Here is a 22,610-nt window from a genome sequence, read left to right on the forward strand (position 1 = left end):
TCCTCCTTACTGTCCGCTCTTCTCGCCTGAGGCATCCTGTTCATTCTGCTCGCCCGGAACCTGTGCATTTGCATCCGGTGTACCCTGACCTGCCGGGTCCGTATTCTGTGCATTCTGTGCACCCTCTGCCTCTGTGCTTCCCTTTAAGCGCACCTTCGTTCCCTCATTCAGCTCGGAACTCCATGTCGTCAGAACCATATCGTCCGTCGTCAGTCCGGAATCAATCTCGATATAATCAGAATCATTTAATCCCGTCTCCACCTGAACCTTGTGCAGGGTGCTGCTTGCGGAATCATAGGTGTATACATAGGAATTTCCGCCCTCATAGTAGACTGAATCAAGCGGAACCGACAGCACCTGATCGGCGCTCTGGGAAACCACATAGAGCTTTACGGAAGACCCTGTCGGGAGACTTCCATCCTCAAGGCTTTCATCGATGCGCGCCTTGACCGGGAAAAGTCCGGTCGTGCTGTCCGTCATCGTGCTGACTTCATAGATGATGCCGGTGTATTCTTTTCCGTCCTTCTCCACGCGGATCTGGTCGCCCGGATTCAAGTTTCCGCGGATTCTCTCCGTGACAGAGAACGAGACAACCTTTGCGCCCTCACCGGAGATGACACAGAGCAGGTTTCCGGAATTTACGGTGTCATAGACTTTGACATCACAGAGTTCCACGGTTCCTGCGATCGGCGCTGTCACCTGACTGTACGAAACCTGATTGTCGTAATTCGTCTTTGCATTGTCATACTGAATCTGCGCCGACTGCACCTGATCCTGATACTGCTGATAAGCCTGCTCGGAAATTCCTCCGCCTGCATAGAGCACCTGCTGTCTCGACAGCTCCTCCTGAGCCTGACGGAGCGCAAGCTGTGCCGACTCAAGGGAACTCTTTGCACTCTCCACCTGTTTCGTGTCAATCACACAGAGAAGCTGACCGGCCTTGACGGTATCTCCCGCCTGTACATTGACCGCAGTCACATCTCCCCCCGCTTTCGGATAAACATAGACCACATCCTCCGGCTCGACACTTCCGACAAGTCCGCTTGTCAGCTCAATATCACGAATCTCCGGATACTCCGCTGCCACAACAGGATCAGCGACTCCCTGAGCAAACTGTTTCGGAGTCATAATCTTCTTTCCAACCACCAGACAGAGCGCCGCCACAACAACGCCCCCGACTATCCATCCTTTTTTCATCTCTTCACCTCATCTTGTTATTTATTCCTGGTTCTTCTTAGTTTCTTTCATGAATGCCATCCTACCATCTCTACATGAACCATTACTGAACCGAAGATGAACTCAAGATGAAATCACAAAAACTTCACAATTCATACAATTTCCTATCATACAAAAATAAAGCCAGACAAGACCGCTTATTGTCTTATCTGGCTCATGATAGTTACTCTGTATTTTTTTGTCCACCTGAAAATCCTGTCGCGATATGTCAGGCATTTCCTTTCATTTTTTCTTTCTTCTTAACAAAAAGACCGATACATAAAGCGATAAACACAACCATTGTAGCAATCATCATCAGCGATACCGGAATCGGGCATACATTGATCCTTATCAGCGTCAGTCCCTGATAAAGTGTGTATATACCAAATAAAGAAAAGATTACAAACGCAAGTGTACCAAGCAACCCATCCGGGGTTTTGCTCTTTAAAAGATATCCCACCAGCATTCCAAGAATATCCGCCGCAAAAAGTCCCAGCGAACATCCGATCCAGACAACAAACGCTGCTCCCAAACCTTCATTCGCACCAAATGTAATCGCTGTAAGCTGTGTCTTGTCTCCAAGTTCTGCTACAAAAAATGTGCAGAAAACTGCCAGCGGAGCAAACTTAATCTTTGATTTACCGCCCTCTTCTTCCTCCTCGTCATCCTCACCGGCAATCGTTGATACCGCAAAATAAAGAAACGCAAGTGCCGCAACCACCTTAATCAGCCAGTCCGGAATGAATTCGCTGACAAGTCCTCCCGCAAGAACTGCCAGTCCATTGAGTACAAGAATTGCCGCCGCCGTTCCTAATATAATGTCTCTTAACTTATACTTAGAAGTAAGAGCAATCAGCATAAGCTGGGTTTTATCTCCCATCTCCGCGATGAATTCCGTTAAAAACACCTTTAAAAATAATAACATTTCCGCATTTCCCCTTCTCTCTCCATAATAATAGCAATCCTAACACCAGCCGGAAGAGTTGTTCTTGCACGTATTTCCCGCAAAAAAAGACCCATGTATATCAACTGCCGGCAATGTATCCTCTTCATCCATACATAAACCGCTCGTCGATATACATGAGTCTCATTATTTAAGATTTGCCAGATTATACTCTCTCTTATAATCAGAATGTTGACAAATCACACTTTCGCGCTAACTACTCCCTCATGGGCTATTCAATTACTTGATAAATATTATCAAATGCGTTCTGATTTGTCAACAAAAACAAAACGAAATCTTGCACAGACAGCAACGGATTTTTTCCCTGTTCATCTGAAATTCACAAACACAGGATATAATGAAAAGTATTATGAAAAACAGTATTATAAGAAACACCTTATAACCACCAATCCACAAATGCGAAAATCTTAGAGAGGAAAAATGAGATGCAAATGATTAATATCTTGATTGCCGAGGATGATGCCTCGCTCTGCCGGCTTTACAGCATTGTTCTGGAAAAAGCAGGATACCACACTTTCTGTGCAAATGACGGTCAGGAAGCCTGGGATACGCTCGACCGGGAACATATTGATCTTGTGATCACGGATATCATGATGCCGGTCATGGACGGCTATGAATTTGTGCGCCTTCTACGCCGGACTAATCCCGTGATCCCGATTCTGATGATCACCGCCAAAAATGATTTTCCATCGAAGAGCCTCGGCTTCTCCGTCGGAACGGATGACTACATGACAAAACCGGTCGATCTCGACGAGATGGTCCTTCGCGTGCGCGCCCTGCTTCGGCGCTCCCACATCTTTGCCGAGCGAAGCATCCATATCGGAGACACAACCCTCTCTTACGATTCCCTGACTGTGGAGACTGCGGATGAGACGATCACCCTGCCGCAGAAGGAGTTCTTTCTCCTCTATAAACTCCTCTCCTACCCGGACAAGATCTTCACCCGGCTTCAGCTGATGGATGAAATCTGGGGACGCGACAGCAACTCCGATGCACAGACGATCGACGTCCATGTCAACCGCCTGCGCCGCCGTTTTCCGGACAATCCCGACTTTGAGATCATCACTGTGCGCGGTCTCGGATACAAAGGAGTGGTGAAGAAATGAAGCATTTACGCCTTTGGCTGACATTCGCAGGCGCAGCGACACTCGCCCAGTTCCTTGGTTTCTTCATTCCAACCATCATTTCCTGGGAACTTGTCAAACTCGGAATTCTAAATCCCGATGAACCTTTTGTCTGGATGCCTCTGATCTCGCTGATGCTGACCGCCTGTATCTTATCTCTGCTGTTGATCCAGCTGATTCTCGGGCGGCTTCTGCGTCCGCTCCAGAATCTCGTTCTCGCGCTAAAGACAGTTGCGAGCGGAGATCTCACCGTCCGTCTGCCGGAGGACAACTGGTGGTCTGAGATCCGCGAGACAAACTCCAGTTTTAACAAGATGATGAACGAGCTCAATTCCCTTGAGCTTCTCCAGTCAGATTTCATCCAGAATGTCTCCCATGAGATCAAGACCCCTCTCGCCGCTGTCCGCGGATATGCCTCTCTGCTGAACTCGACCGATCTGAGTGAAGAACAGCAAGAGTATGTCGACCGGATTCTGACCGGATCTGACCAGCTTGCAACCCTGACCGGAAATATTCTTCAGCTCTCCAAGCTCGAAAATCAGCAGATTTCTCCGTCATACCGGAATTTTCTGCTCGATGAACAGCTCCGCCAGATCATTCTGACGATGGAGCCGCTCTGGAGCAAAAAAAATCTGAATCTCGAGATCGATCTTCCGGAATGTCCATTCTGCGGAAGCGAGGAACTCCTCGCCCAGGTCTGGACAAACCTGCTCTCAAATGCAATCAAATTTACACCTGAAAACGGCACGATCAGCGTCACACTCCACGCTGATCTTCCAGAACCCCCCGAAGCTTCCACGGTCACTGCCCCCGTCTCCGTCATCATCAAAGACAGCGGATGTGGAATGAGCCCGGAAGTCCAACAGCACATTTTTGACAAGTTTTATCAGGGCGACCGCAGCCATTCCGGAAACGGAAACGGACTCGGCCTTGCACTCGTTCAGCGCATCCTGCTCTTAATCGGCGGAACCGTCGAGGTGTCAAGCAGACCCGGCGAGGGATCCTGCTTTACGGTAACGCTTCTTCCCACCCAAAATCCATGATTGCATAAATCCAGATCTCTGCTACAATGGGACTTGGAACTTGCAAGAAGAGGGACGGCTGCCACAAGCCGAGAAGTAATTCCCATTCAATAAAAAATCGGAGGAACTTATATCATGAATTTAGTGATAAGACCATACAAAGATCAGGATCTCAAAGAAATGGCCCGCATCTGGAATGAGGTTGTGGAGGACGGTGTTGCCTTCCCGCAGGAAGACTTTCTGACGCCCGGGACGGCAAAAGAATTCTTTGATGCCCAGACGCTCAGCGCTGTCGCAGAAGATGCGGATACCGGCACAATTTACGGACTCTACATCCTGCATCCGAACAACATCGGACGCTGCGGCCATATCTGCAACGCAAGCTATGCCGTGAGCCGGGACTCCCGCGGTCTCCACATCGGTGAAAAACTTGTTCTTGACTGCTTAGAGCAGGGAAAAGAGCATGGTTTCCGCGTTTTGCAGTTCAACGCTGTCGTTGCCTCCAATATCCACGCACGCCATCTCTATGAGCGCCTTGGCTTTGTCCAGCTCGGCGTGATTCCGGGCGGATTCCGGTTGAAGGACGGCACTTACGAAGATATCTGCCCTTACTATCACGAGCTCTAACATACAAACAGCCAGAAAGGAGAGCCTGCGCTATTTTATGATGAACGACTCTATGCAAAATAAACTCACCGTCTTAAAAAAGCTTGCACACCGCCTGAATGAGGAGGGCATCACCTGGGCACTCGGCGCATCAATGCTCCTGTATTTCAAGGGGGTTGTGCCGGATTTCCACGACATTGACCTGATGATTATCAACGAAGATGCCGACTGCGTGAAAACGATTTTCTCCGAGATGGGAGAGCTCCAGCCGCCGAATCCGAATGATAAGTATCAGACGAAGACCTTTCTGGAATTCATCATCGATGGAGTGGATGTCGATGTCATGGCCGGATTTGCGATTGTGAAAGACGGTGCCGTGATCGACTGTTCTCTGCAGCGCGACCAGATTACCGAAATCATGGATCTCGACGGGGAACACATCCCCCTCCAGTCCCTGACTCTGTGGAGCAGATATTATGATTTGATGGGGAGAAGTGCAAAATCTGCCCTGATCGAGCAGTATCTAAACAAACAAATTTAAAAGGGGGTATTTGTTCTTATGAAAGTTTACATCAGTGTCGATTTTGAGGGGATTTCCGGCTCCACCTCCTGGTCTTCCACGGTTCTCGGAGACCTCGAGCACGCCGCTCTTGCAAAAGAAATGACTCTGGAGGCAGTCGCAGCCTGTGAAGGTGCCCTTGCCGCCGGTGCAACAGAAATCTATGTGAAGGATGCCCACGACAGCGGACGAAATATGGATCCGGCTCTGTTTCCAAAGGAAGTCCGTCTGATCCGCGACTGGACCTGCGATCCGCTCTCGATGATCGGCGGCATCGACTCTTCGTTTGATGCCGTGATGTACGTCGGCTACCATGCACCTGCCGGAATGGACGGAAGCCCGTTAAGCCACACGATGAACCGCGGAAACAATTACGTCAAGTACAACGGCCGTCTCGCCTCCGAGTTTCTGATCCACGCCTACGCTGCTGCCTCCCTCGGTGTCCCGTCTGTCTTTCTGAGCGGAGACAAGATGCTCTGCGACCATGTCCATGAGTATGATCCGCAGATCACGACGGTTGCCGTCAAGGAGGGAATCGGCTGTGCGACAATCAACTTAAGTCCGGCTCTCGCACAGGAAAAGATCCGTGAGGGTGCAAAGAAAGCCCTTGAAAATCGCGCCAACTGCCACATCGAAGTGCCGGAAACGATCACGATGGAGATCTGCTACAAGGAACACCACCGCGCTCACCGCGCATCCTGTTACCCGGGTGTCGTCCAGCTTGATCCCTACACCGTCTCCTTCACGACAAACTCAATGGAAGATCTGCTTCGGGCGCGCATGTTCATCCTCTAATCAGAGCATATGGTCACTGCCTTAGATCATGCCGCAGATCAGTATCCGGGTGCAGATGAGACTGTGCCCGGTACTGTTTGCGGTATTCCCGCGGGGAGACTCCGATGATCTTATGAAAGAGATCCCCAAAATAGTTGCCGTCCGTAAATCCGCACAGGCGCGCAATCTCCGAGATCGAGTCATCGCTCTCCCGAAGCAAACGGCTCGCCTCCTTCAGTCTCACATGGTTTAAATATTCCTTGTATCCAAACCCGGTCAGTTTCTTAAATTGTCTCGAAAAATAAGATGGGCTCAGAAAAACCTGACCTGCAACCATCTCGAGGGTAATCTGCTCTCGAAAATGTGCACAGATGTACTGCGCCGCTGTCTGAATCGCCTTTTCCGGCACATCCTCAATCCGGATCTGTCTGTCCTCCTGCGACTCTCTCGCAAGACTTGCAAGAATCTCAAGAATTCCCTGTCTTCTCAGCAAATCCGAAAAACCATCCCGATGTTCCTTCTCTAAAGTCAGTTTCCGAAACAGTTCTTCAAGAAATGCCCTCGATCTCCCCTCCACGCGCAGATATGGATTTTTCGCAAACTTCTCTTTCCACCCGCTTCCACAGGCAGACTCAAACTGCTCCATATACTTCCGGTCAAAGCAGACTGCAATCCGCTCACTCTCCTGCGTCATCTCATAGATGGTGTGGTGAAGTGCTCCCGGCTCAATCAGCACGATCCCTCCGGCATCCAGATGATAGATGGTGTGATTGAGAAAAACCCGGCACCCGCCCGAGACGAGGTAATACAGCTCATAAAACTCGTGTGAATGATCCTGATGCATAAAAAAATGTGCCTGACGCACTTTTCTGTCACACACAATCCGGCACGGGTCCTCGCTCACGGAAAGTTCCTGTTCCGTACAGCCCGAAGAGACAAGCGGAAATTCTTTTTTCCCTCCCTTCTCTTTACAAACTGCGCAATTTTTCTGTGATTTTTTCATTTTTCTCCCCATTTTCCTGTAAAATTCCATATTTTTTTGTTGTAAAATGGCTACAGTTTCAAACGAACGATTCAGAAAGGATTTTCTCATGGCAAACCAAGCATCCCTCTCAAAAAAGGATACAGAATTTCGCGACTTCGCCCTGCATGCCGATATGTGGCGCGTCGTCCTCTACGTCTGTGCTCCTCTTGCACTCTATCAGAGTCTGACCCAGATCTTCAAGATCTTTGACTCGATGATGGCGGCCCACATCAGCGCAAACTCCGTCTCTGCCGTCGCCTATCTCTCCCAGATTAATCTGATGCTCTCCGCACTCGGCGGCGGACTCGCAGTCGGCGCAAGCATCAAAGTCAGCGAAGCCTACGGCGCCGGTGATTATGCGCTTGTCAAAAAGCGCGTGAGCACCCTGTTTGCACTCTGCGGAATTCTCGGAGGAGGAATTCTGCTCGTTCTCGTCCCGTTCTCCTCCCAGTTTCTGCGATTTGCAAAGACACCGGAAGCCTTTATCGAGGAGGGATCCCGCTATTTCATCCTCGAACTGTTCGGCATGGTCATCAGCTTTTTCAACAACGTCTACATCGCGATTGAGCGCGCCCGAGGAAATTCCAGGCGCATCCTTCACTTAAACATCGTTGTCATCCTGATTAAGCTGTCCTTAACCGCCCTCTTCGTCTATGTCTTTCACAGCGGAATCAACATGATTGCGGTTGCGACGATCGTCTCCCAGTCCGCCCTGCTTCTCGCAGCCATCTTCAATCTGAACCAGAGGGGAAATGCCTTCGGTTTTTCGCTCTCCTCCATCACAATGAAGCAGACTGTCATCGGCCCGATGATTGGCCTGTCAATTCCGGTCATCATCGAGAAGACCGCCTTTGCATTCGGAAAAGTTGTGATCAACTCGATGAGCACCGTCTACGATGCGCTCGTCGTCGGCGCTCTCGGAATCTCCAACAATATCGGCGGGTTCACAACCTCCCCGCAGAACGGCTTTCAGGAGGGTGGTTCGGCAATCATCAGCCAGAATCTCGGAGCCGGAAATGCAAAGCGTGCACTCGAGGCCTTCAAATGGGTCTTCGTCTTCTGCTGTCTGATCGGCATCGTTCTCATGAGTATCACGATGATCTTTTTAAAACAGGTCTGCTGGATGTTTGCCGGAAATGATGAATCCTTCGGAGCCCTGATCGGCGCAGTCTACCGCTATGAAGCGCTCGGCGCCGTCCCGCTCGGCATGTGTTCCGCCGTGATGTCCCTGCTCTACGGTTTCGGAAAGACACGGATCACCCTGTTCATCAATTTCAGCCGCGTCTTTCTCTTCCGAATCCCGGTTCTGTGGTTTTTGCAGAATTTTACAGATCTCGGAAGCATCAGTGTCGGCATCGTGATGGCAGTCAGCAACGTCTCGATCGGAATTCTCGCTGTCATCATAGGCGGATTTGAGATCCGAAAAATCTGTAAAGAATACAACGTTTCGTTCTGGACACAAACAAATGCATCTTCACTCCGAGATATCCCAAGTCACTGACCTTTCTTTACCCATTCTCCAGCGTGATCTCGCCTTTCTTGATCTTCTCAAGATACTCCGCGAGATCCTTCTCCACCTCCGCAAAGAGGTAGCGTTTTCCGGGTTTCGGCAGATTTCCTCGTTCTTCCTCGATCTGCCGGCTGACCCGCTCCATATCTTCCTCCAAATCCCTCGCCGACATCAGAAGACAGCCCTGACCACGGATAATCAGCTGCTCAAGGCCATCCGAGGTTGCAACCGTCACGCGGTACTTTCTTCCCATCTCATGCGCAAATTTCTCAATATACTGGTCGGCTGTCTCCGCCTCCTTTGTGTAGACCACATGGATGTTGTGATAGTCGGAGACACTTCCGGTTCCCCCCGGAACCTTGTATGCATCAAACACGACAATCAGATGACAGCCGCGGTATCCCTGATAATTGCACAGCATATCCATCAGACGGTGTCTCGCGCCGTCAAGCGTCACCTGCATCAGCTCTCTCAGCTCGTCCCACGCATAGAGAATGTTATAGCCGTCGACGAGAAGATACTCATCGAGTTTTGCAGAATTCTGCTTCAGGTAGCCGGGGCGGCCCGCCCCCGGAACGGAGTGAATCACAGAATCCTCTCTCCCATCTGCACCCTTTGCGCCCCTCAGCGTTCCATTTGCCGTCCTCGTCCTCTGGTTTCTTCGGATCTGCTCCGCCCTCTGCGGATCGTACTCCACGACTCTCGGACCGCTCTCATTTGGCAGTCTCCGCTTTGACTCTCCATACGTGCGCGTAAAAATCTCCTCAAGCTCGTCCTCCGTCACTCCATAAGAAGAAGCTCCTGAATACCCGCCAGAAGCACCTGAGACTCCACTTGATCCGGCTCGGTTGTTCGGATAAGTGCCCGCCGAAAATGCCAGATTCTCCTGCTTCGACGCCTGGGACTGTCCAAATGCTTTTGCGAGAGGGCTCTCCACCTGCATGTAGGACTTGACCTGATCCCACGGCACGACAAAGCCTGCCCCGTGCGCGCAGAACACGGAACCTGTCGGATTATAGAGATCTGCCTCCGCATCATAGTGGGTGGACTCAACCACTTCCACTGCATTGTGGCACGGAAAATATCCCTTGAGTGTGCAGGCTAAACGTCCTCTTCCCCGTGTGTAGGAGACAACCTCTCTCTGGTAGTCGCGCATCAGAGAGACCGGTGCACTCCCCTCAAGCACCATGCGCTCTCCCTCCGGCTCAGGACCTGAAAATTTCGCCTGCATCCGGTCAAGGTCTGCCATCGCACGGCCGACACTCTCCGCCGGAACCTCAAGGCGGAACTCATAAAACGGCTCAAGAAGCTCGTACTCGCCCGCCGCACACGCCTCGCACAGTCCCTGACGCACCGCGCGGTACGTCGCCTGACGGAAATCTCCGCCCTCTGTGTGCTTCTGGTGTGCCCTTCCCGCAATCAGCGTAATTTTCATATCCGTGATCTCCGCTCCGGTCAGCACTCCCCTGTGGCGTTTCTCCTCAAGATGCGTCAGGATCAGGCGCTGCCAGTTGCGGTCGAGTGCATCCTCACTGCAGTACGCTTCAAACTGGAGCCCGCTGCCCCGCTCTGCCGGTTCCATCAACAGATGCACCTCCGCATAGTGGCGCAGAGGTTCAAAATGTCCGACGCCCTCGACCGGAGCTGTCAGTCTCTCTTTGTATACAATATTTCCCTCGCCAAACTCGACAACCGTTCCAAACCGCTCCTGAATCAGACGTTTGAGAACTTCAATCTGGACCTCGCCCATCACCTGTGCCTGGATCTCGCCAAGTTCCTCATCCCAGACAATGTGAAGTTGCGGTTCCTCCTCCTCAAGCTGCCTTAGATCTCCGAGCATCTTGTGGAGATCTCCGCCCTCCGGAAACATCAATCGGTACGTCAGAACCGGCTCCAGTACCGGAAGCTCTGACTCTGACTCTGCACCGATTCCCTGTCCCGGATAAGTCTGCGCCGGCCCCGTCACCGCACAGATTATACCTGCCTCGGCCTCATTGACTGTCTCGAATTTCGAGCCGGAATAGACGCGGATCTGGTTGACTTTCTCCGCCTCCCCTGCCTCGCGTCCGGCAATCAGGTCCTTCACGCGGAGCACGCCGCCTGTGATCTTCATGTGCGTCAGACGGTTTCCCTGGGCATCTCTTGAGATCTTAAAGACTTTTGCGCCAAACTCATTTCCGTACTCCGGGCACGGGGCAAGCTCACGCAGTCCCTCAAGAAGCCCGTCCACACCGTCTAATTTGAGCGCCGATCCGAAATAGCACGGAAAAACCTTTCTCGTCCGGATCATCCGTCGGACCGTGTCCACACTCAGTTTTCCATTTTCAAGGTACTCCTCCATCGCAGACTCCTCGCACATTGCAAGCGCTTCAAGCCACTCCTCATCTGCCTCCCCGAGAAGCTCCTCTGCCGACATCGGCTGTCCTCCGGACTGAAAATCAAATGCCACGCAGTTCTCATCGAGATGCATATGAAGCTGGCTCATCAGAGCATCCCGGTCCGTCCCCGCCTGATCCATCTTGTTGACAAACACAAACGTCGGGATCTGATAGCGTTTCAACAATTTCCACAACGTCTCCGTGTGTCCCTGAACCCCGTCCGCCCCGCTGACCACGAGTACCGCACAGTCAAGCACCTGAAGCGTCCGCTCCATCTCCGCCGAAAAGTCCACGTGTCCCGGTGTGTCAAGAAGTGTCACAGAGATCTCCCCCAGCTTGAATTCTGCCTGTTTTGAGAAAATCGTGATTCCTCTCTCCCGCTCTAACGCATACGTATCCAGATAGGCATCGCGGTTGTCCACGCGTCCCATTTTCCGGATTGTGCCAGTCTCAAAAAGAATGCCCTCCGACAACGTCGTCTTTCCCGCATCTACATGGGCAAGAATGCCCATCACCAGTCGTTTTGCCATAGTTTCTCTCTTCACTTTCTTTCTGTATCTGTCTTTCTTTATCCTCTATCTTAATCCTGCATAATTGATCCTGCATAAGCCAATGCAATGCCCGGCTTATGCCTCACCTTGAGAACCTCATCGTCACTGTTCACGCATTGCGCAGACAGCAACGGATTTTCTCCAGGTAATATCGTATTCTGTATTCAGATATCATCTTTCTTATTATATCGGACTTTTCCCGATTTTGCATTTCTTTTCATAAAAACCTCATCAAAAAAACCGCTTTCTCCTGCCACAGGGAATCTCCCCTCCGATTCAGAAGAAAACGGTCTTCTTTTGACTTTCTCTCAAAAGCCTTATAAAAAAATCCCGGCAAGAATCACCATCGCGGAGACGGTAAGCAGCGACAGCACGGTTGTGATCGCAAAAAGCTCCGATGCATAATGGCCATTCTTGTGATACTGGATTGCAAACAAAGTGCCCATCGTTCCCGCCGGACATGCCGCCGCAATCAACACGGTCAATGCCACTGTCCGGTCCGGATGGAGAATCATCAGCTCCACAAGTGTCATCGCCGGAACAATCAGAAGTTTCAACGCACTCAGCCAGTAGATTCTCGGACGCTTCAGGCTCGCAAGAAGATCACTGTCCGCAAGATTGGCTCCCGCAATCAGCATCGCAAGCGGGGTATTCATCTTTCCGATCATTGAGAGCGGATTTGCAACAACAGCCGGAAGACGGATTCCCACCACAAAAAGAATCAGGCTGAAAAAAATTGCAACCATCGACGGCTGAATCAGACTCTTCATCGTCTTTGCAAAACTGCTCGCGCGTCCACTCATCATCATCACACCGTGAGACCACACAAAGAGGTTAAACACCGTGATGTATGCCGTCATAAAGAAGACACCCTCACTTCCAAGCAGTCCCTCAATCAGCGGAAGTCCCATGAAACCGCAGTTTGAGTAGATGACTGCCATCCGCTCAACGCCGAAATCCGGATTGCCATTCTTCCGGACACAGAAGTTCGCAAGAAAAATCGATAAGACAAAACTGATTGCCGACAGACCTGCTGTCCACAAAAGCCTCTCAAGAAGCATCGCATCGAAATCAATCTGATATGACATCAGAATGACACAGGGCGACACGAGATTCAGCAGAATCCCGGAAAGGTGTTTGTTTGACCGCTCATCCACCATCCCACACTTGCGAATCACGACACCCATCAGCAGGATGACGAACATCTCCAATATCTTTTCAACCGTAATCAATGCCAGTTCCATCTTATCTCTTCTCCTATGTCAGAATACGTCTCTTTAACCCTTCCTTTCATTTTAGCTCAAAACGACAGGCAAAACAAGACACTCCCCGCGAATCTCCAGTTTGTCTAGTGACTCCCATTCCAGGCATTCCCATTCAGAAAATTTCTGCCTATTTACAGAAGCTTTAGCGCTGCCTCATCCGCAATCACCGTCACATCATTGTGCAGCTGCAAGATCGAAGCCGGAACAGCCGGTGTGATCGGGCCATACAGAGCTTTCTTCAGAGCCTCAGCCTTCTCCTCCCCACTCGCAATCAGAAGGATCTTCTTTGCCTGCATGATGTTCTTGATTCCCATCGTGTACGCCTGCCTCGGGACTTCCTCCTCGGAGGCAAAAAAGCGCTTATTCGCCTCAATTGTGCTCTCTGCAAGATCCACACAGTGCGTCTCCTTCTCAAACGCAGCCCCCGGCTCATTGAATCCGATATGACCATTTCTGCCAAGTCCCAGAAGCTGTAAATCGATTCCGCCATGAGAACGGATGACCTCATTGTAATCTGCGCACGCCTTTTCCGGATCCGGCTCCAGACCGTCCGGCACAAAAGTGTGCGCCTTGTCAATATTCACATGATCAAAGAGATTCGCATTCATAAAATAACGATAGCTCTGCTCATTGTCCGGTCCAAGTCCCTTGTACTCATCGAGATTGATCGTGGTGACTCTCGAAAAATCGAGATCTCCTTTTTTGTACCACTCAATCAGCTGCCGGTAGGTTCCAACTGGTGATGAACCGGTTGCAAGCCCCACTACGCAGTCCGGTTTCATGATAATCTGCGCGGAAATGATGTTTGCCGCCTTTCTGCTCAGATCCTGATAATTTTTTGCCCTGTAGATAACCATAACGTACCCCTTTCCTGTTTTGTGTCTGCGTTGTATCTTCCCCTTATTTTTTGCAATCGTTCTGCCCGTGTTTCTCTGACCGGACTCCTCTTTCCCGTTACTGTCCACGCGTTGCTCAGACAGCAACCTTTTCTCCTCTCAGAGAGCCCCTCTTCACTACCTAGTATACCTGCTTTAAAAGAAAATTCAACATATGATAGGACGCAATTTCCTATCACACAAAAAAACGCCAGAGCCCCTGCCCCGGTATCCCCGAGACAGATTCTCTGACATTTTCCATTCATTTAAAACTCTTATTTGCTTGAAAGCTCTTATTTGCCCGAAACACCCTCGATCATCTTACTCAAGCTCAAACGCACCTGTGTAGAGCTGATAATACTTGCCTTTCTGTGCGATCAGATCGTCATGGCTTCCGCGCTCAATGATATGACCCTGCTCGAGAACCATGATGACATCCGAGTTCTGTACGGTGGACAGACGATGTGCGATGACGAATACGGTACGGCCGTGCATCAGTGCATCCATACCCTTCTGCACGATCTCCTCCGTTCTCGTATCGATCGAGGAAGTCGCCTCATCCATGATCATAACCGGCGGATCTGCGACAGCGGCACGCGCAATCGCAATCAGCTGACGCTGACCCTGGGAGAGGTTTGCACCGTTTGCGGCAATCATCGTGTTGTAGCCTTCCGGCAGACGGGTGATGAAGTCATGTGCACCCGCAAGCTTTGCGGCATCCATGCACTCCTCGTCCGTCGCATCGAGTTTTCCGTAGCGGATGTTCTCAATGACACTTCCGGTGAACAGAACCGTATCCTGAAGAATGATGCCGAGTGAACGGCGAAGATCCGATTTCTTGATCTTGCTGATATCGATACCGTCGTAGGTGATTGTGCCGCGCTGAATGTCGTAGAAACGGTTGATCAGGTTCGTGATCGTCGTCTTTCCGGCTCCGGTTGCGCCCACGAATGCGACTTTCTGGCCCGGCTTTGCGTAGAGCGTGATGTCGTGAAGAACTGTCTTCTCCTCGTTGTATCCGAAGTCAACATCCTTGAAGCGGACATCTCCGGTCAGGCGGGTGTATCTCTTCTCCTCCGGTGCCTTCTCATCCTTCCATGCCCAGACCTCAGTGCGTTCCTTGCACTCGACAAGCCTGCCGTTCTCCTCCTTCGCATTGACGAGAGTCACATAACCCTCATCCTTCTCCGGAGTCTCATCGATCAGCCTGAAGATTCGCTCTGCACCTGCCATACCCATGACAACCGCATTGATCTGGTTTGACACCTGACCAATGTTTCCGCAGAACTGTCTCGTCATGTTCAGGAACGGAACCGTGATGCTGATGCTGAGAGCCATTCCGGATACACTCAGGTTCGGAATCCCGGAGAGAAGCAGGATACCGCCGACAATCGCAACGACAACGTAGAGCACATTTCCGATGTTCATCAGGATCGGCATCAGCGTGTTCGCATACTTGTTTGCACGCTCTGCGACAGAGAAGAGTTCATCATTTAAGCGGTCGAAATCTGCCTCGGTGCGCTCTTCATGGCAGAACACCTTGACAACCTTCTGGCCGTTCATGATCTCCTCGATGAAGCCCTCAACCTTTCCGAGCTCAATCTGCTGCTGGATGAAATACTTTGCGGAATTGCTTCCGATCTTCTTCGTCACCTTCGTCATCAGGAAGATTCCGATCAGAACAACGAAGAGAAGCCATGCACTGTAGTACAGCATGATGCACAGGATCGTCAGGCTGGACACCATCGAAATGATCAGCTGCGGGATACTCTGCGAGATCATCTGGCGCAGGGTGTCGATGTCGTTGGTGTAGTAACTCATGATGTCACCGTGGTTATTGGTGTCAAAATATTTGATCGGCAGATCTTCCATTCCGTTGAACATCTTCAGACGGAATTTTTTCAAAGAACCCTGCGTGATCGTCGCCATCAGACGTGTGTAGGTGAAGCCTGCAATCAGGGACAGGGCATAGAAAGTTGCCAGAATCAGCACATATTTGGTGATCTGCCCGGATGCCCCGTTCCAGTCGCGGCTCTGCCAGCTCTTCTCCACAACCGCGATGATATTCTGCTGGAATACTGCCGGCACGGAGCTGATCAGTGCGTTGAACACGATGCACAGGAGCGTGACCGGAAGCATCACCGGATAGAATTCAAACAGCGTCTTGATCAGACGGATCGCTGTCTTTTTGCTGAACGAAGCGCGCTTATTCATTCTCCTCACCTCCTGCACGGTTCTGGGACTCATATACTTCCCGGTAAATACTGCTTGTCTTTAAAAGTTCCTCATGGGTTCCGATGTTCTTGATCGTACCGCCATCCATGACAAGGATACGGTCTGCGTCCTGAACAGAGGAAACTCGCTGTGCGATGATGATCTTTGTCGTCGTCGGAATGTACTCGGAGAAAGCCTTGCGGATCAGCGCATCGGTCTTCGTATCCACCGCACTCGTCGAGTCATCAAGGATCAGGATCTTCGGCTTTTTCAGAAGAGCTCGTGCGATACACAGACGCTGTTTCTGACCACCGGATACGTTTGCTCCGCCCTGCTCAATGTGAGTCGTGTACTGGTGCGGGAACTGCATGATGAATTCATCTGCCTGGGCAAGCTCACACGCTTCCTTCATCTGTGCGTCCGTCGCATTCTGATCGCCCCAGCGCAGGTTCTCCTTGATGTTTCCGGAGAACAGGATGTTCTTCTGAAGAACAACGGCAACCTGATTTCTCAGCGTCTCGATGTCATAGTCGCGCACATCGACTCCGCCGACTTTCACAGAACCTGTCGTCACATCATACAGACGCGGGATCAGCTGGATCAGCGTCGATTTCGACGTACCCGTTCCGCCGATGATTCCGATCGTCTCCCCGGACTTGATATGGAGATCAATATTCGCGAGCGCCATCTTCTCCGCGTGCTCGGAGTAGCGGAAGCTCACATTGTCGAAATCGATTGAACCATCTGCAACCTCCATCACCGGATGCTCCGGATTGTGAAGCGTGGTCTCCTCGGTCAGAACCTCCGCGATACGCTTTGCGGACTCCTCCGCCATCGTCACCATAACGAAAACCATCGAGAACATCATCAGGCTCATCAGGATCTGGAAATTATACACAAGAAGCGCGGAAAACTGTCCGACATCGAGATCCATGCCTCCGCTCGTGATGATCGTATAGGAACCGAAGGACAGCACGAAAATCATTGCGACATAGAGGCAGAACTGCATCATCGGGTTGTTCAGTGCCAGAATCTTCTCTGCTCTCGTGAAGTCCGCGCACACATCCTCTGCCGAACGCTCAAACTTTGCCTTCTCGTATTCCTGACGCACATAGGACTTCACAACGCGCATACCCTTGATGTTCTCCTGAATCGAGTTGTTCAGTGCATCATACTTCTTGAATACGCTCTTAAAGATCGGCGTCACGCTCTTCATGACGAGGAAGAGGCTGACTCCAAGAATCGGGATGACGATCACGAAGATCAGCGCCATCTTTCCTCCCATAATCACTGCCATCGTCGCCGAGAAGATCAGCATCAGCGGGCTTCTGAATGCGAGACGCACCAGCATCATGTATGCCATCTGCACGTTCGTCACATCGGTCGTCATTCGGGTTACCAGTGATGAAGTGGAAAACTTGTCAATGTTCTCGAATGAGTAAGTCTGAATCCGGTAAAACATGTCCTTTCGCAGATTCTTTGCGAATCCGCAGGAAGCCGTCGCGCAGTTGAATCCCGCTCCCGCTCCGAAGGACAGAGAGAGTCCCGCCATCACCACAAGAATCATGCCGTAGCGGATGATCGTCCCAAGGTCGCATCCTCCCTTGATCTGGTTAATCAGACGGGCTACCACAAACGGAATGATACATTCCATGACAACCTCCATCGATACCAGAAGCGGTGCAAGAATGGACGGCTTTTTGTACTCTCGGATTGATTTCATTAATACTCGAATCATTCCTTTGTCTCCTTCCATAAAATAATTCGTAGTTTTCTGGTTACTCAACCGAACCTGCTTTTTTAACAAACATAATAATAGCGCATATGACTTCCCATCTTCGACAGATGGGCGCCTGCGCTATTATACTCTGTCATCTCTATTCGATTTCACTTTGATTTGATTCAGAGGTCTGTCTGACCTGAGCGGTCTGATTTGTCTGTCCTGATTGGCTGCTCAACCGCAATCAAGATCAAAAGCATGTTCGTTGTTATCTATTTATTGTATGCGTTATTAAATTTCTTGTCAAGAAAATTTTCTGGAATTTCGGTTGACTGCCCACTTCCAATCACCTGTCCCGCCTGATTTTTTCTTCTTTCTCGCAGATTCTTGACTTTTGTTGCTGACGATTATACCATTTGAGTATACTTGCCATATGTTCAATCCATCTGTGCAATATAGCAACAGCTCAAACAGACAAAACTCAAAAGAAGTGACATCAGACATATGATATATACAATTTGAGGGATACAATTAGGATAAGAAAAATCAAAAACAAAACACAAATGGAGGATTCTAATGATGAAAGCTGTCCAGATTATAGGACCAAAACATTTGGAAATCATCGATGTAGAAAAACCGGTTCTGTCCGGAAAAAACAATATTCTCGTGCGAATGACCGCTGCCGGCATCTGCGGCTCGGACGTCAGCATCTACCAGGGAACGAACGCGATCGTCACCTATCCCCGAATCATCGGGCATGAGATGGTCGGCGTTGTCGCCCAGACCGGCGAAGGAGTCACTCATCTGAAAACCGGCGACCGCGTCATCGTCAATCAGGTGAGCAGCTGCGGCCACTGCTATCCCTGCACCCACAACCGTGGAAACGTCTGCGACGATCTGAAAGTGCGCGGCGTTCACATTGACGGCGGTTTCCGGGAGTTTATCGCTGTTCCTGAATCCGACTGCTATCTTCTTCCCGACTCTCTCTCCGATCAGGACGCCGTGATGATCGAGCCGACAACGATCGCGATTCAGGCATGCACGCGCGCAAAGCTTACTGCCGACGATATGCTTCTTATCTGTGGCTCAGGCGCACTCGGAAGCACGATGCTCAAGATCGCCCACACCATCTGCGACCACATCATCGTTGCCGATTTCTCGGACGCAAAGCTTGCGGAAGCCAGAAAACGCGGCGCAAAGTACACAATCAACGTCGGAACCGAGGATTTTCAGTCAAAGATTCTCGAATACACGCACGGAAGAGGAACGACAGTTTCCATCGACTGCGCGAGCCGGAAAAATTCCCTGATGATGGTGCTTGAGGCAACCGGAAATGCCGGACGCGTGATCTTGCTCGGTCTCACAAAATCCTCGATGGAGATCAATCCCTTCCTGATCACCGCGAAAGAACTCGATGTCAGAGGCTCCCGCCTCCAGAATCATATGTTTGGAAAGGCGATCGAGATGATCGAGGAAGGAACGCTTGACCTGACAAACTCCGTCTCCCACACCTTTCCGCTCACCAAAGCTCAGGAAGCCTTTGACTTCATCGACAGCCACGATCCGTCGATCCGCAAGATTGTGCTGACGTTTGATTTTTAAAAATATAAAGAAAAATAGAGCAAATTCCTATTTGGCGAAAATGAGAATCTGCTCTATTTTTTCTGTTTTTTCTATATAATCATTAAATTTATTAAATACATTTGATTTCTATCATTATATTTATTCATTGCAGTTTTTTATCAGGCTCAAGAAACCATTCTTTACCCTAAGAAGAAATTCATCGGAACTGTTACCAGTGCCGGGAAGAAAACCATTGCAAGCAAAATGAGAATCTCTGCAAGGAGAAACGGCCAGATTGATTTCACAATTCTTTCCATATTAATTTTTCCTGCACTGCACGCAACGTTAAGCACGGTTCCAACCGGAGGAGTCAGAAGTCCGAGAACCGTCATCAAAATAAATACCACACCGAAATACGGGACATCGATTCCTGCCTGCTTGACTGCCGGAAGCAGAACCGGAGTCAAAATCATAATCGTCGGTGTTACATCCATTGAAGTTCCCACAAGGAGAACAATCAGACAGATAATCAGCATCAGGATTGTCGGATGATTGATAAACGGTGCAAGAATTCCTGTCACAATTGCCGGAACATTTGCAACCGTCATCATCCAGGAAGATACCATTGCAGACGCTGCCAGAAACATGATAACCGAGGAGGATTTCGCTGCGGAAACCAGACATTCCATCAGCATGTTAATTTTCAACTCTTTGTAAACAAAAAGTCCAATCACCAGTGCATACACGGCAGCGATCACACCAGCCTCTGTCGGAGTAAATTTTCCACTTCTCAGTCCAAACAGGATAAATACTGGAAGAATAATCGCCCACAGACCATCAACAAGAGCTTTTACAACCTCTTTTGCGCTCTGGCGCGGTGCTTTCGCCAGATTATCTTTTTTTGCGATAAAGAACCACAGGATACACAGGGATGCGGAGAGATAAAATGCCGGAGCAATACCACCCATGAACAATTTTGTCACGGATACTCCTGCCTGAACACCGAAAATAATCATCGGAACAGATGGTGGCATAATCGGGGAGAGGATATTTCCCGCTGCAATCAGTCCGGTACAGGTGTCACGCTTATAGCCGGCACGCACCATCATCGGAATCAGAATGGCTCCGAGAAAAGCGGTCGATGCAACTGCAGAACCGATCATACTTGCAAACAGAAGAATCGCCATAATTGTCACATAGCCCAGACCGCCACGCACATGACCAACCATCGCATTTGCTGCATTTACAATTCGCTTTGTGATACCACCGCGGTTCATAAACTCGCCTGCCATGATAAAAAACGGAACTGCCATCATCGAGAAGGAGTCTGCTCCGGAGAAAAGATTCTGCGACAGGATTTGAGCGTTAAAACCATTTAGAAACAGCATCATGCACACACCACTGAACAGCAGTGCAAAACAAATCGGAAGTCCAATCAGCATTCCGCCAATCAGCGCACAAAGAAATACCAGCAATGTCATCTTACTTTCCTCCTTCTTCTCTCAGGCGTCTTGCATATTCTTCATCTGAAAGTTCCTCTAAACCATCTTTTGCATCCGAAGCGATTTCATCGTCATCCGACGTACTCATCGTCACGATCTCCGAGATTTTAGACGGATTCTTCAATGCATGTACAATATTCAAAATTGCCATAATTGCGATTGCTGCTCCTGTCAAAATTCCAACCGCATACAGAAAAGCATATGGGATTCCAAGTGCTGCCGTACGGGACTGGGTGTTCTGCGCCACCATTTTGAGAGACCCCTGAATAAGAATTACCATCAGCGCTGTAATAATGAGCTGAGAAGCCACATACATTACCATCTGAATCTGAGGTTTCATCCTGCTGATCAGCGTATCCACACCCAGATGTGCATTCGCGCGCATCGCACTGATCGCACCGATATAAGTTACAAACACAAACAGGTACCTTGCCAGTTCTTCCGACCAGGTCAGACCGGAATTAAAAAATGTACGAAGCACAACATTCAAGAATACGAACAGAACCATCAGTCCTGTCAAAATTCCAGTAAAGTAATCAATTCCTTTAAATAACTTATCTGCTATCTTATCCATGCTTACACTCCCTATTTGATATTGGAGACCATCTCCCGAACACTGTCCACCCACTCATACTGAGAATTGAGATAATCATAAACCGGCTGTATCTTTTCAAGCATCTTTTCCCGATCTTCCTCAGAAAGTTCTGTGACAGTCAACCCATGTTCCTTCATGAAGTCCACATCTGCATCCAACTGCTCCTCATACAAATCCCACGCATAATCCGAAGCTGCCTTGGCTGCCTCCAAAAAAGCGTCCTGCTCCTCCGGACTTAACTCATTCCAAAATTCATCTCCGGAAAACAGCTCCAAAGAAGCAACAATATGGTTCGTATTGTATATATACTTCTGAACCTCGTACCAGCCCTCATTCTTTACGGTCGACAGCGGATTATCCTGACCATCTGCCACACCCTGTTCCAGTGCGGTGAAAACCTCGCCCATATCCATGATGACGACATTGGCTCCAAGACTCTCTGCCAACTTTACATGGATCGGATTGTTCGGCATTCTCAGCTTCTGTCCTGCGAAATCATCGAGACTCTCCAATTTCTTATTAGAGGAAAATGCTCGCGCTCCGTTCGGGAACCACGAAAGCAATTTCAACGGCTGGGTACTTTCGAGATCCTGTGCGATGTAAGTTCCAAGTTCGCCCTGATAGCTCTTTCTTGCGTGCTCCACATCCCGGAACAGAAATGGGAAATCAGGAATTGCCATCTTCGGAGTCTCCGACCACATGGAAGTTCCAACCACACACATCTCCACAATTCCGCTCTTTGTGTAATCGTAGGTTACTTTCTCACTTCCAAGAACTCCCGAATTATAAATCTGAATGTCATACTTCCCGTTGGTCGCCTCCTCTACCATCGGTTTAAAAACATCCGTCATTGCTTTTGCCGCGGGTGTCTGGTCAGACACACAGACCGCAATCTTTACCAACTTGCTCTTTCCGCTTTCCTGTCCCGATGAGGAACATCCCGTCGCCATTCCTGTTGCCAGCAACATAAGAAACAGTGTTGTTCCCCTCTTTGCCGTCTTCGCAAATTTCATTTTTTTCATCCTCCTAAATGATTTCACAACCTCCGAAACATCGTTCACATTGTTTTCCTGTTTCATCGTTCCATGTTCCATAACAGGTCCTTTTCTTCTTGTCTTGCCATATTTTGCTGTATGCTAGTATGGTAGT

General features: G+C 49.8%; 18 protein-coding genes. 7 read left to right on the top strand and 11 right to left on the bottom strand.

The window, feature by feature from the left end:
• Window positions 1–6: 6 nt before the first annotated feature.
• Window positions 7–1,197: an efflux RND transporter periplasmic adaptor subunit gene (locus tag ACR0QE_RS01360; RefSeq protein ID WP_432626588.1), complete on the bottom strand. Its 1,191-nt coding sequence runs from the start codon at window positions 1,195–1,197 to the stop codon at window positions 7–9.
• A 247-nt stretch (window positions 1,198–1,444) separates the two neighbouring features.
• Window positions 1,445–2,140, bottom strand: a complete 696-nt coding sequence (locus ACR0QE_RS01365) for a TMEM165/GDT1 family protein (protein ID WP_432626589.1) — start codon at window positions 2,138–2,140, stop codon at window positions 1,445–1,447.
• Window positions 2,141–2,610: 470 nt separating this feature from the next.
• Here ACR0QE_RS01365 and ACR0QE_RS01370 point away from each other — a divergent pair, with 470 nt between their 5' ends.
• The 5 genes from ACR0QE_RS01370 (at window position 2,611) to ACR0QE_RS01390 (ending at window position 6,285) form a co-directional block, all read left to right on the top strand.
• Window positions 2,611–3,285, top strand: coding sequence for a response regulator transcription factor (locus tag ACR0QE_RS01370; protein ID WP_432626618.1), 675 nt, complete (start codon window positions 2,611–2,613; stop codon window positions 3,283–3,285).
• Window positions 3,282–4,346: a sensor histidine kinase gene (locus ACR0QE_RS01375; RefSeq protein ID WP_432626590.1), complete on the top strand. Its 1,065-nt coding sequence runs from the start codon at window positions 3,282–3,284 to the stop codon at window positions 4,344–4,346. Before ACR0QE_RS01370 ends, ACR0QE_RS01375 begins: the two co-directional genes overlap by 4 nt.
• 114 nt (window positions 4,347–4,460) lie before the next feature.
• Entirely contained in the window at window positions 4,461–4,952 is a 492-nt protein-coding gene (locus tag ACR0QE_RS01380; RefSeq protein ID WP_432626591.1) for a GNAT family N-acetyltransferase, read from the top strand.
• A gap of 37 nt (window positions 4,953–4,989) precedes the next feature.
• The gene (locus tag ACR0QE_RS01385; protein WP_432626592.1) at window positions 4,990–5,472 is read left to right on the top strand and encodes a hypothetical protein; all 483 of its coding nucleotides are present in this window, start codon (window positions 4,990–4,992) and stop codon (window positions 5,470–5,472) included.
• 18 nt (window positions 5,473–5,490) lie between these two features.
• On the top strand, window positions 5,491–6,285 hold the full coding sequence (locus ACR0QE_RS01390; protein WP_432626593.1) for a M55 family metallopeptidase: 795 nt from the start codon (window positions 5,491–5,493) through the stop codon (window positions 6,283–6,285).
• A 13-nt stretch (window positions 6,286–6,298) separates the two neighbouring features.
• On the opposite strand, the gene ACR0QE_RS01395 is transcribed toward ACR0QE_RS01390, so the two are convergent.
• Window positions 6,299–7,267, bottom strand: coding sequence for an AraC family transcriptional regulator (locus ACR0QE_RS01395; RefSeq protein ID WP_432626594.1), 969 nt, complete (start codon window positions 7,265–7,267; stop codon window positions 6,299–6,301).
• Window positions 7,268–7,355: 88 nt separating this feature from the next.
• On the opposite strand from ACR0QE_RS01395, the gene ACR0QE_RS01400 reads away from it, so the two are divergent.
• The gene (locus tag ACR0QE_RS01400; protein ID WP_432626595.1) at window positions 7,356–8,789 is read left to right on the top strand and encodes an MATE family efflux transporter; all 1,434 of its coding nucleotides are present in this window, start codon (window positions 7,356–7,358) and stop codon (window positions 8,787–8,789) included.
• 7 nt (window positions 8,790–8,796) lie between these two features.
• Here the strand turns inward: ACR0QE_RS01400 and ACR0QE_RS01405 are convergent, their stop codons facing one another.
• The 5 genes from ACR0QE_RS01405 to ACR0QE_RS01425 form a co-directional block, all read right to left on the bottom strand.
• Window positions 8,797–11,706 (bottom strand): NYN domain-containing protein, encoded by a 2,910-nt coding sequence (locus tag ACR0QE_RS01405; RefSeq protein WP_432626596.1) that lies wholly within the window; start codon window positions 11,704–11,706, stop codon window positions 8,797–8,799.
• A 338-nt stretch (window positions 11,707–12,044) separates the two neighbouring features.
• A complete protein-coding gene (locus ACR0QE_RS01410; RefSeq protein ID WP_432626597.1) occupies window positions 12,045–12,971 on the bottom strand; it encodes an AEC family transporter in 927 nt (308 codons plus the stop codon).
• 152 nt (window positions 12,972–13,123) lie between these two features.
• Window positions 13,124–13,849 (bottom strand): glucosamine-6-phosphate deaminase, encoded by a 726-nt coding sequence (nagB, locus tag ACR0QE_RS01415; RefSeq protein ID WP_432626598.1) that lies wholly within the window; start codon window positions 13,847–13,849, stop codon window positions 13,124–13,126.
• 339 nt (window positions 13,850–14,188) lie between these two features.
• Window positions 14,189–16,081: an ABC transporter ATP-binding protein gene (locus ACR0QE_RS01420; RefSeq protein WP_432626599.1), complete on the bottom strand. Its 1,893-nt coding sequence runs from the start codon at window positions 16,079–16,081 to the stop codon at window positions 14,189–14,191.
• Window positions 16,074–17,819 carry an ABC transporter ATP-binding protein gene (locus tag ACR0QE_RS01425; RefSeq protein WP_432626600.1) on the bottom strand — a complete coding sequence of 582 codons (1,746 nt, stop codon included), beginning with the start codon at window positions 17,817–17,819 and terminating at the stop codon, window positions 16,074–16,076. The genes ACR0QE_RS01420 and ACR0QE_RS01425 overlap by 8 nt, the downstream gene beginning before the upstream one ends.
• A gap of 561 nt (window positions 17,820–18,380) precedes the next feature.
• Between ACR0QE_RS01425 and ACR0QE_RS01430 the strand changes: the two genes are divergently transcribed.
• Window positions 18,381–19,403 carry an alcohol dehydrogenase catalytic domain-containing protein gene (locus tag ACR0QE_RS01430; protein WP_432626619.1) on the top strand — a complete coding sequence of 341 codons (1,023 nt, stop codon included), beginning with the start codon at window positions 18,381–18,383 and terminating at the stop codon, window positions 19,401–19,403.
• A gap of 161 nt (window positions 19,404–19,564) precedes the next feature.
• On the opposite strand, the gene ACR0QE_RS01435 is transcribed toward ACR0QE_RS01430, so the two are convergent.
• The 3 genes from ACR0QE_RS01435 to ACR0QE_RS01445 are packed head-to-tail and all read right to left on the bottom strand — an operon-like array spanning window position 19,565 to window position 22,474.
• Complete coding sequence (locus ACR0QE_RS01435; protein WP_432626601.1) at window positions 19,565–20,845, bottom strand: TRAP transporter large permease; 1,281 nt, start codon at window positions 20,843–20,845, stop codon at window positions 19,565–19,567.
• A gap of 1 nt (window position 20,846) precedes the next feature.
• The gene (locus ACR0QE_RS01440; protein ID WP_432626602.1) at window positions 20,847–21,440 is read right to left on the bottom strand and encodes a TRAP transporter small permease; all 594 of its coding nucleotides are present in this window, start codon (window positions 21,438–21,440) and stop codon (window positions 20,847–20,849) included.
• Window positions 21,441–21,451: 11 nt separating this feature from the next.
• A complete protein-coding gene (locus ACR0QE_RS01445) occupies window positions 21,452–22,474 on the bottom strand; it encodes a TRAP transporter substrate-binding protein (RefSeq protein ID WP_432626603.1) in 1,023 nt (340 codons plus the stop codon).
• Between the last annotated feature and the right edge of the window lie 136 nt (window positions 22,475–22,610).

It is taken from the genome of Brotaphodocola sp. (assembly GCF_050873065.1).
Classification (GTDB): Bacteria; Bacillota; Clostridia; order Lachnospirales; family Lachnospiraceae; genus Brotaphodocola.